Below are 11,263 nucleotides of genomic sequence, written 5' to 3' on the forward strand. Positions count from 1 at the left end.
GGGGAATCTGCCAGTGGCAACGCCGCCACCGCCAGTTCCTCCGGGAGAGTACAGACTCGCCTGACGGCGTGACCGATCAGAGACACAAAGGGCAGCGTGGAGTTCACTCCAGCCGCCATTGACAGCGACAAGACGGCACAGGGGCTCGCTGGCGAATGCCAGAAGAGCCACCTGAAGAACCGCCACTCCCGACACGGCCACCTGACCCGCCCAAGCGGTGCATGTCGTGTATCGGGTGATGAGGAGAAAGATGTCATGCGACTGACCCCCACCCCCTCCAGCACGGAGAGTACGGGACTCGGCATCAACCGCCGCCAGTTCCTGAAGCGCAGCGGTGTTGCGACCGGCGGCCTTGCCGCGGCCAGCTTCATGGCCACCCCGATGATGAAGCGTGCCGAGGCCAAGACGGAAGTCTCACAGGCACCTGTCGAGACCAAGCGTACGATCTGTTCCCACTGCTCCGTGGGCTGTGGCGTCTATGCCGAAGTCCAGGAAGGCGTCTGGACCAAGCAGGAACCCGCCTTCGATCACCCCTTCAACCGCGGCGCGCATTGTGCCAAGGGCGCCTCGCTGCGTGAGCATGGTCACTCTGATCGTCGTCTGAAGTATCCGATGAAGCTCGAAGGCGGCAAGTGGAAGAAGCTGTCCTGGGAGCAGGCCATCGAGGAAGTCGGCGACAAGGTGCTCGAGCTCACCAAGGAGCACGGCCCCGATAGCATCTACTGGCTGGGTTCGGCCAAGTTCAGCAATGAACAGGCCTACCTGATGCGCAAGTTCGCGGCCCTGTTCGGCACCAACAATGTCGATCACCAGGCGCGTATCTGCCACTCCACCACCGTCGCCGGCGTCGCCAACACCTGGGGCTATGGCGCGATGACCAACTCGTTCAACGACATGCACAATTGTCGTTCGATCCTGTTCATCGGCTCCAACCCCTCCGAAGCCCATCCGGTGGCGATGCAACACATCCTGCTGGCCAAGGAGCGCTCCAACGCCGAGATCATCGTCGTCGATCCGCGCTTCACCCGCACGGCAGCGAAAGCCAACAAGTACGTTCGCCTGCGTCCGGGCACCGATGTTGCCTACATCTGGGGCCTGCTGTGGCACATCTTCGAGAACGGCTGGGAAGATGAGGCCTACATCCAGCAGCGCGTCTACGGCATGGACGAGGTACGCGCGGAAGTCGCCAACTTCCCGCCGGACGTGGTCGAGCGCATCACCGGTGTCGGTGAAGCCGACATGCTCGACGTCGCACGTCGACTGTCCCAGAACCGTCCGGGAAGTGTCGTGTGGTGCATGGGTGGCACGCAGCACACCACCGGCAACAACAATACCCGCGCCTACTGCATTCTGGAGCTGGCACTGGGCAACATCGGCAAGTCCGGTGGCGGCGCCAACATCTTCCGGGGTCACGACAACGTTCAGGGCGCCACGGATCTGGGCCTGATGTCCCACTCCCTGCCAGGTTACTACGGCCTCTCCGAAGGGGCGTGGAAGCATTGGGCCAAGGTATGGAACGTCGACTTCGACTGGATCCAGAACCGCTACGACCAGACCGAATACCACGACGGCAAGCCGATGCACACCAACGGCATCACCGTCTCGCGCTGGGTCGATGGCGTGCTTGAGGACCCGGATCGCATCTCCCAGCGCACCGCGCTCAAGGCGATGTTCTACTGGGGGCATGCCGTCAACTCCCAGACCCGTGGACCCGAGATGAAGAAGGCCATGGCCAAGCTGGACATGATGGTGGTGGTCGACCCCTACCCGACCATCGCCGCCGTCATGCACGACCGCACCGATGGCGTCTACCTGTTGCCGGCCGCGACCCAGTTCGAGACCACCGGCAGCGTGACCAACTCCAGTCGCTCCTTGCAGTGGCGTGATCAGGTCATCGAACCGATGTTCGATTCCAAGCCGGATCACGAGATCATGTACCTGCTGTCCCGCAAGCTGGGCTTTGCCGACGAGCTGTTCCGCAACATCAAGGTCGAGGGCAGCGTACCGGTGGTCGAGGACATCACCCGCGAATTCAATGCCGGGATGTGGACCGTTGGCTATACCGCCCAGAGTCCCGAACGCCTGAAGGCTCATCAGAAGAACTGGCATACCTTCGACTTCGAGACACTCAAGGCACGGGGTGGTCCGGCAAATGGCGACTTCTATGGTCTGCCATGGCCGTGCTGGGGAACGCCGGAGATGGGCCATCCGGGCTCGCCCATCCTGTATGACACCTCCAAGACGGTGGCCGAAGGCGGTGGCAACTTCCGCGCCCGTTACGGCGTGGAACACAACGGCACCAATATCCTGGCCGAGGGCTCCTGGTCCAAGGGCGCCGAGATCGAGGATGGCTATCCGGAGTTCACCGACAAGCTGCTCAAGCAGCTGGGCTGGTGGGACGACCTGACGGCCGAGGAAAAGCAGGCGGCGGAAGGCAAGAACTGGAAGACCGATCTTTCCGGTGGCATCCAGCGCGTGTGCATCAAGCATGGCTGCATGCCGTACGGCAACGCCAAGGCACGTGCCCTGGTGTGGACCTTCCCGGACCCGATCCCCAAGCACCGCGAGCCGCTGTATACCGCGCGCCGTGACCTGGTGAAGGACTATCCGACCTGGCCGGATTCGGAGTCCATCTATCGCTTGCCGACGCTCTACGCCTCCATTCAGGAGAAGGACGTCAGCGCCAAATACCCGATCACCCTCACCTCGGGCCGCCTGGTGGAATACGAAGGGGGGGGCGAAGAGACACGCTCCATCCCATGGCTGGCCGAGCTGCAGCAAGAGATGTTCGTCGAGATCAATCCGGCGCTGGCCAATGACCAGGGCATCAAGGATGGCGACATGGTATGGGTCGAGGGTGCTGAAGGCGGCCGCGTGAAGGTCAAGGCGCTGGTCACCGAGCGAGTCGGGCCGGACGTGGTCTTCATGCCCTTCCACTTCGGGGGCCACTACGAGGGCGAGTCCCTGGAGTCACGCTACCCGGAAGGCACGGTGCCCTACGTGCTGGGTGAGTCCGCCAACACCGCGACGACCTATGGCTATGACCCCGTGACCCTGATGCAGGAAACCAAGGTCACGCTGTGCCGAGTCAGCCTCGCCTGAAGCGCGTTCCGACCCTGACTGTCGATCGCGTAAACGCCGAATCATCGAGCCAATCATATGTCGATGATCAGAAATATCCGGCCTGTCGCCTGAGCCACTCGACGACGGGCCGTGAAGGAGAAGCAAGATGGCCCAGATGAAATTCCTGTGTGATGCAGAGCGCTGCATCGAGTGCAATGGCTGCGTGACGGCCTGCAAGAACGCCAACGAGACAGAATGGGGCATTCAGCGTCGCCGTGTCGTGACCCTGGATGACGGCAAGCCGAGCGAAGTCTCCATCTCGGTGGCCTGCATGCACTGTGACGACGCGCCCTGCATGGCGGTCTGCCCCACCGACTGCTTCTACAAGACCGATGACGGCATCGTCCTGCACGACAAGGATATCTGCATCGGTTGCGGGTACTGCCTGTATGCCTGCCCGTTCGGCGCGCCACAGTTCCCGCAGCAAGGTGCCTTCGGCGAGCGCGGCAAGATGGACAAGTGCACCTTCTGTGCCGGCGGCCCGGCCGAGAGCCCGGAAGAAGAGTTCGAGAAGTACGGTGCCAACCGCATCAGCGAAGGCAAGCTGCCGCTGTGTGCCGAGATGTGCTCCACCAAGGCCCTGCTGGCCGGTGACGCCGAGACCGTCTCCGACATCTTCCGTCAGCGCGTGGTCTATCGCGGTCACGAGGATGGTGCCTGGTCGCCGGTCGACAAGGCCAGCCACCCGGAAACCTCGGCCAACCTGACCACCAGCAGCGTTCAGCAGGCGGATCACCTGGCCTACGACGCAGCCCGCAAGGGGTAAGGAGGCGACATGCGCGCGCACTTCACAGCTTCACGGTTGACCGTCGTCGCCATGTTCCTGTGTCTGATGCTGGCCAGCCTCTGGCTGGCCCCTCAGGCACTGGCCGCGAACCCTGACGGCGAGATCGGTCAGGCGGTCGGCACGGTGAATGCCGACACCTGGCGTCAGGTGAAAGATGGGGGAAATTCCATCGACAGTCGCCATGACTCCAACTACAGCCTGATCAACCAGAGCGGCGAGACCTGGCGACAGATCCGCAACCGCTGGATCTCACCGGGTGGCCTGATCGCTCTGGGCGGCATGCTGGCCGTGCTGGCGATCTTCTATCTGCTGGTGGGGCGCAACGATCTGGACCACCCCCGCTCGGGCAAGTTGATGCTGCGCTGGACGGCACTGGAACGTGCCATGCATTGGACACTGGCCACACTGTTCCTCACGTTGGCCATCACCGGCATCAATCTGTTGTGGGGCAAGTTCGTGTTCCGCAATGTCTTCGGGGATGTGTTCTGGGCCAACATGATCATGGCGACCAAGGTGATCCACAACTATGTGGGGCCATTGTTCTCGATCATGCTGATTCTGGTGCTGGCCAAGTGGCTGAAGCTCAACCTTCCCAAGAAGCATGACCTTGAGTGGTTCCGCCAGGGTGGCGGCATGATGAAGGGCAAGCATCCGGATGCCGGCTTTGCCAATGGCGGGGAAAAGGCCTGGTACTGGATTCTGGCGACAGTCGGTCTGGTGGTGATTGCCAGCGGCCTAGTGCTCGACTTCCCGATATTCGGTCAGACCCGTGACAACATGCAGTGGGCCAATGTCTTCCACGGCGTTGCCTCATTGATGCTGATCGCGGTGTCCTTCGGCCACATCTACATCGGTACCGCCGGCACGGAAGGTGCCTTCGAGGGCATGAAGACCGGCTACGTCGATGAAACCTGGGCCAAGCAACACCACAATCTTTGGTATGACGAGGTCAAGCAGGCCGAGGCGGCGGACCCGGCATCAGACCCCGCCACGGCACCTGACGACAGCCTGGCGCGTCAGCAACGCCCGAATTAGTCCGAGGCCAGACGTCCGCTGGATGAGTGACGATTCGCCCGGTCAGGTTCGCCTGCCGGGCGTTTTGCATTGATATCGCCTCTCCCTGCCCGTCGCCCGGCCTCTCGCACCGGTTCACAGCCCTGCATTAGTTGCGTAAAGTTTCAGGTATCTGGCCTGGTCTCACCAGGCCCCCTCTACCATGAAGGCCTGCGCCATGCCGCACCTTCTCAGGAGATTTCCATGAGCGACCCGACCCCCCAGACCGTCCAGGACCTGAACCAGCTGGACGAGCAGACCCGCACCGAGCTGGAAGCGGCCGCTTTCCGCCGTCTGCTCAAGCACCTGGATGACAACAAGGATGTCCAGAACATCGATCTGATGATCCTCGCCGACTTCTGCCGCAACTGCCTGTCCAAGTGGCTGATGGCCGCCGGCGAGGAACGCGGCGTGAGCTTCGATTATGACGCGGCGCGCGAGCACGTCTACGGCATGCCCTATTCCGAGTGGAAGACACATCACCAGGCCAAGGCGACCCCTGAGCAACTCGCAGCGCTCGAGGCTCGTCAACAAGGCAAGAAGGACTGATCATGAGCGGCAATGACGAACAGATCGGCCTCACCATCGCGGTATTGACCGTCTCCGACACGCGCACCGAGGACACTGATCGCTCCGGTGACGCCCTGGTCGAGAGCCTGACGGCAGCCGGCCATACCCTGCATGAAAAACGTATCGTCCCCGATGACATCTATCAGTTGCGCGCCGTGGTCAGCGAGTGGATCGCGGACCCGGCCGTGCAGGTCATCCTGACCACCGGCGGCACAGGCTTCACCGGACGTGATTCCACACCGGAAGCCATCCGCGTGCTGCTCGACAAGGAAATCCAGGGCTTCGGCGAGCTGTTCCGTCAGCTTTCCCATCAGGAAGTCGGCAGCTCCACGATCCAGAGCCGCTGTCTTGGAGGGCTGGCCAACCGTACCGTGGTGTTCTGCCTACCCGGCTCCACCGGGGCCTGCAGGACAGCCTGGAACGGCATCCTCAAGGAGCAGCTCGACAGCCGTCACCGTCCCTGCAACTTCGCCAATCTGGTGATCCCGGAGCGCGGAACCCATGCCCACTGACTCCTCTTCTGCACAAGAGGCATCCCGGGCGGGCCAGGCAACGACCGCCTGCGGCTGCGATAGCGTGCCGGTTGGCGCCAAGGGCCTGGCCCCTCTTTCCAGTGCCTTGTCCGCATTGCGCGAATGCTGTCCGGTAATGCCGGTAGAGCAAGTCCCTGTCAGCAAGGCCGCGGGGCGTGTCCTCGCTGAGGATATCTACGCCGAACTGGACGTTCCTCCTGCCGACAACTCACAGATGGATGGCTACTGTGCAAGAGTAGCGGATATCGGTGATGGCGCCTGGCTGCCAATCAGCCAGCGCATCGCGGCAGGCCAGCCCACCTCGGCACTCGCCTCGGCAAGTTGTGCACGGCTGTTCACCGGGGCGGAAATCCCCGAAGGCGCCGACGTTGTGGTCATGCAGGAAGAAGTGACACTGCGTGAGAACGAAGATGGCACCACGGAAGCCTGGCTGCCCGGCCCACGGATTCCCGGCGACAATATCCGCCGACAGGGACGCGACGTCACTCGTGGCACTCGGCTGATCGCCGCTGGCACTCGCCTGGATGCCGCGATGCTGGGCCTGCTCTGTGGTCAAGGATTGAGCAGGGTCTCGGTGCGGCGCAAGGTACGAGTGGCTCTGTTTGCAACTGGCGATGAGCTGATCGAACCGGGACAGCCCCTCGAACCGGGGCAGATCTACAACTCCAATCGCGTGATGCTCAGCCAGATGCTCAGCGACTTCGGGGCTGACGTGGTGCTTGCGCCACTCAATGTGGCCGATACCTTCGAGGCCACTCGCGATGCTCTTGCGACAGCGGCAGAACAGGCCGACTTGATCGTCACCTGTGGCGGGGTCAGCGTCGGAGAGGAAGATCACGTCCGCCCTGCCATCGAGGCGCTCGGCAGCCTGGATCTCTGGCGCCTGGCCATCAAACCGGGCAAGCCACTGGCGCTGGGGCGCATCCTCATCACGCAAGGCGACTCGGTGCGTGTGGTGGGGCTACCTGGCAACCCGGTGTCGAGCTGGGTCGGTGGCTGGCTGTTTCTTCGCCCCATACTGGGCGAGATGCTCGAGTGTGACGCACTGCGGACCCTGAGAAGCCTCCGGGTACGCTCCGCCTTCTCGGCCAACACCGCCATCCGTCAGGACCATCTGCGTGTCACGCTGACTCCAGCCGATGATGGCCAGCTTGAGGCTCACGCCTTCCCGGACCAGAACTCAGCCGTGCTCTCCTCATGCGTCGGCGCTGAGGCATTGGCCGTGATCCCTCCCCACGCACAGATAAGCCCCGGCGACAGTGTGGAGTGTCTATGGCTGGAGAGTTGAGTGATTTCCGCTACTGACCGGCATCCCCACCTCCTCTGACGCTGGAATGCGACAACCGAGTGACCCTCCAGCGTCATCTTGACCTTCCCTCTGAGTCCGGCACACTGACTGCTTTTATTCGTCAGCGTTCTGGCCTGCCAACCGCAGGCCAGAACGCTGGAATGTTCCGGACTCTTGAGCAAGGACATCTCAATGCCAGCCAATTCCTCGTCGCCTCGTGCGTTGTTGCGCCCACTCACCATGGCTGTGCTGCTTGCCACCGCTTCGTCATCCCTCCCGGCCTTGGCCAATGACAATGAAACGGCACCAGCCCCGGGAACATCCGTCACCGAATGGAGCTACTCGAGTGAGTCGGGCGACAGCGCCAATGGACCGGAACACTGGGGAGACCTCACCCCCGGCTACGCGGAATGCGCCAGTGGTGCCCGGCAATCACCGATCGACATCGACAGTCAGTCACGCCCTCTGGAGGAAACAGGGCCGAAGCTCGACTACCACTCGCCGCTGCTCGTCACTCGGGACACGGGGCACACCTTGCAGATCGAAGGGGCCAGCGGAAACACGATGACACTGGATGGCACCCCCTACACTCTGTCACAGGTGCATCTGCATGTGCCCTCGGAACACGCGATCGATGGCAAGCGCGCTGCCATGGAAATCCATCTGGTGCACACCACTCCAGAAGGCAAGTTGGCAGTACTGGCCGTGTTGGTCGAGGAAGGACATGACAACCTGGCGCTCAGCCGTCTGTTGAGCCGTCTTCCACAGCGAGGACTCTCCGAGACTCTGACAAGCGGACTGTCGGCCAACCTGCTACTGCCACGCGAGCATGCTGGCTGGCAATACTCCGGCTCGCTGACCACTCCGCCATGTTCTGAACCCGTTACCTGGTTTGTGATGAAATCACCGATCGAAGCCTCTCGGTCACAGATCGATGCCTACCTGGAGTGGCAAGGAGGGGAGAATTCTCGCCCTCTCCAACGCTGACGACACGATTTCCTCTCAAACCATGAAAACGCCACCCGGCAGGGTGGCGTTTTTTTCGTGAGCTCAGAAACATATTTCAAACGTTTAAGCAACGGACATTACTGACCAGCGGGCGCCTTCTTATAAGGATATCTTAAAGTAATGCGGTTTTTCGCCACGATATTAATCAGTTAGCGCCATTCCATGTACGCATCGATACGAAACCAGAATAATCATACCCAGGGAATGATCCAGATACGTCCTTGCAGCGTTCTTGAAAACACACTCCATACCGCCATGCTACCTAGGTATCAGTGGCGTAGGCAGCATTCGACGTGTTGAACAAGAAATCGAGAAACACAATAAAAACAAATCAAACGATATATAAACGCATATCATTCATGCGACAGTCCTAGAAAAATGAACCCACACATAATACTGTGTTAATCATTGATAATTAATAGAAAGTCGTAAAAGCACACAAGAAGTGCCATTGAGGTCAACAATATGCCAGTCAATGCCAAGGTCGCTCCGCAGGGTCAACTCGAAAGTCAGGAAGCTATCCTGCGTGAAGTCGATAACATCACCCTCAATGAAGCCTCGGATGTGAGCCTGGACCTCCATCCACGTGACATAGAAATGATGACCCGTCAAGGGGACAACCTGCTTGTCACTCTTGAGAACGGGGATCTGGTCACGATCGAGGGTTTCTACGCCGACCCCAGCGAACTCAGTCATCTGTATCTTCAGGGTGATGAATTCGCTGGAGAAATATTCCAGGTCGGCCTTGGCGAGGCCGGTGCCAGTGGCGCAGTCCCCTTCACGAGCACTGCGACATTGACCACGGCAGAGTCTGCCCTCGCCACAGCGGCTGCGGGAGCAAGCTCTGTCGGCGCCGGGGCGGAAGCAGCCACCGGCGCAGGGGCTGGCGCCGGCATCAGTACTGCCGGACTGGTGGCAGGCGGTGTTGCAGTAGCCGCCGGCGTTGGGGTTGCCGCAGCCACTTCTAGCGATAGCGCTTCCTCTGATGCGGACACGACAGCGCCCGATGCTCCTCTTCTGAGCGACACCAATGGCATGGTCCTCAGCGGCATCAGCGAGCCCGGTGCCACTATCGAAGTCATCAATGCATCCGGTGAGATCGTGGGCACCGCGACGGCTGATGCCGATGGCAACTTTGTCGTTGAGCTGGATCCGCTGCAGGAGCCAGGCACCGAACTGAGCGCCACTGCTACCGATGCCGCTGGCAACGAAAGTGCTGTCTCCGACACCCTGCTGGTGCCGGAAGATGCCGACGTCACCGCACCGAACACGCCGACCATCGCCTCTGCCACCGACGACGTGGAAGCCGTAACCGGCACCCTCGCCGATGGCGACAGCACCAATGATGCGACGCCAACCCTGACCGGCAGCGCCGAAGCCGGCAGCACCGTCACGATCACCCACAACGGTGAAGTGATCGCTACTGTCACGGCAGATACCAATGGCAGCTGGACCTACACCCCGACGACCGCGCTGACCGAGGGCGATCAGACCTTCAGCGTCACCGCCACCGATGCCGCGGGCAACGAAAGTGCGGCGTCTAGCGAGTTCACGCTGACCGTCGATACCACCGCACCGGGTGCACCGACGCTGATCGAGTCCGATGGCACCACTGTCTCCGGCACGGCCGAGGCTGGCAGCGATGTCGTCATCACCAACAGCGATGGTCAGGACGTCGGTAGCGGCATTGCCGAGGATGACGGCTCCTTCAGCATTGTCCTGGATCAGGCACAGGAAGATGGCGGGACGCTGACGGCGACCGCCACTGATGCCGCGGGCAATATCAGCAGTGATTCAGCACCGACCGTCGTGGATACCGGTATCGATGCCACCGCGCCGAACACGCCGACCATCGCCTCCGCGATCGACGACGTGCCTGATGGCACCAGCACCCTCGCCGATGGCGACAGCACCAACGACGCCACCCCGACCCTGACCGGCAGCGCCGAAGCCGGCAGCACCGTCACGATTACCCACAACGGTGAGGAAATCGCGACAGTCACCGCCGATGCCAATGGCACCTGGAGCTTCACGCCGGCGACTGATTTCGCCGATGACGAACACATCTTCAGCGTTACCGCCACTGATGCCGCGGGCAATGAAAGTGCATCGTCTGCCGACTTCACTCTCACCATCGACACCATCGCGCCGGAGGCACCGGTCCTGACTGAAACCGATGGTGAAACCGCCAATGGCAGTACGGTCAATGGCAGCGCCGAAGCCGGCGGGACCGTCGAGATCACCAACGGTGATGGCGATCGACTGGGCTCTGGCACCGTCGCGGATGACGGCACCTTCAGCATCACGCTGTCTCCGAAGCAGGATGCTGGCACCGAGCTGACGGCTACCGTCACTGATGCTGCAGGCAATGAGAGCCCGGCCTCCGACACCCTGCTGGTGCCGGAAGATGCCGACGTCACCGCACCGAACACGCCGACCATCGCCTCTGCCACCGACGACGTGGAAGCCGTCACAGACACCCTCGCCTCTGGTGACAGCACCAATGACGCGACCCCGACGCTGACCGGCAGCGCCGAGATCGGTAGCACCGTCACCGTCACGCATAATGGCGAAGTGATCGGCACGTCCACCGCCGATAGCAATGGCACCTGGACCTTCACACCAGGCACTGAATTCGCCGATGGCGAGCACGTCTTCAGCGTCACCGCGACTGATGAAGCCGGCAACGTGAGCGCGCCGTCTGGCGAGTTCACGCTGACGGTTGATACCACTGCGCCGGATGCGCCGATTCTGTCCGAGACCGATGGCGAGACCGCCAACGGCAGCACCGTCAATGGCAGCGCCGAGGCCGGGGGGACCGTCGAGATCACCGATGTCGATGGCGTTGTGCTTGGCACCGGCACCGTTGCCGATGACGGCACCTTCAGCATCACGCTGTCG

The 11,263-nt window shown here is 61.7% G+C and carries 8 protein-coding genes; all 8 read left to right on the top strand.

The window, feature by feature from the left end; translation table 11 throughout:
- Nucleotides 1-255: 255 nt before the first annotated feature.
- Nucleotides 256-3,102: a molybdopterin-dependent oxidoreductase gene (locus PJK54_RS07435; RefSeq protein WP_271302594.1), complete on the top strand. Its 2,847-nt coding sequence runs from the start codon at nt 256-258 to the stop codon at nt 3,100-3,102.
- A 127-nt stretch (nt 3,103-3,229) separates the two neighbouring features.
- On the top strand, nt 3,230-3,889 hold the full coding sequence (gene fdh3B, locus PJK54_RS07440) for a formate dehydrogenase FDH3 subunit beta (protein ID WP_084208727.1): 660 nt from the start codon (nt 3,230-3,232) through the stop codon (nt 3,887-3,889).
- Nucleotides 3,890-3,898: 9 nt separating this feature from the next.
- Nucleotides 3,899-4,945, top strand: a complete 1,047-nt coding sequence (locus PJK54_RS07445) for a formate dehydrogenase subunit gamma (RefSeq protein WP_191236981.1) — start codon at nt 3,899-3,901, stop codon at nt 4,943-4,945.
- Nucleotides 4,946-5,167: 222 nt separating this feature from the next.
- The gene (locus PJK54_RS07450) at nt 5,168-5,512 is read left to right on the top strand and encodes a DUF1244 domain-containing protein (RefSeq protein WP_077376629.1); all 345 of its coding nucleotides are present in this window, start codon (nt 5,168-5,170) and stop codon (nt 5,510-5,512) included.
- Between the two features lie 2 nt (nt 5,513-5,514).
- Entirely contained in the window at nt 5,515-6,045 is a 531-nt protein-coding gene (gene moaB, locus PJK54_RS07455) for a molybdenum cofactor biosynthesis protein B (protein ID WP_136937849.1), read from the top strand.
- Nucleotides 6,035-7,354, top strand: coding sequence for a molybdopterin molybdotransferase MoeA (locus PJK54_RS07460; protein WP_271302595.1), 1,320 nt, complete (start codon nt 6,035-6,037; stop codon nt 7,352-7,354). The genes moaB and PJK54_RS07460 overlap by 11 nt, the downstream gene beginning before the upstream one ends.
- 192 nt (nt 7,355-7,546) lie before the next feature.
- On the top strand, nt 7,547-8,341 hold the full coding sequence (locus PJK54_RS07465; RefSeq protein ID WP_084208731.1) for a carbonic anhydrase: 795 nt from the start codon (nt 7,547-7,549) through the stop codon (nt 8,339-8,341).
- A gap of 486 nt (nt 8,342-8,827) precedes the next feature.
- The coding region (locus tag PJK54_RS07470) for an Ig-like domain-containing protein (RefSeq protein ID WP_271302596.1) at nt 8,828-11,263 on the top strand (2,436 nt) is incomplete at its 3' end.

This window comes from Cobetia sp. MMG027 (assembly GCF_027947415.1).
GTDB lineage: Bacteria > Pseudomonadota > Gammaproteobacteria > Pseudomonadales > Halomonadaceae > Cobetia > Cobetia marina.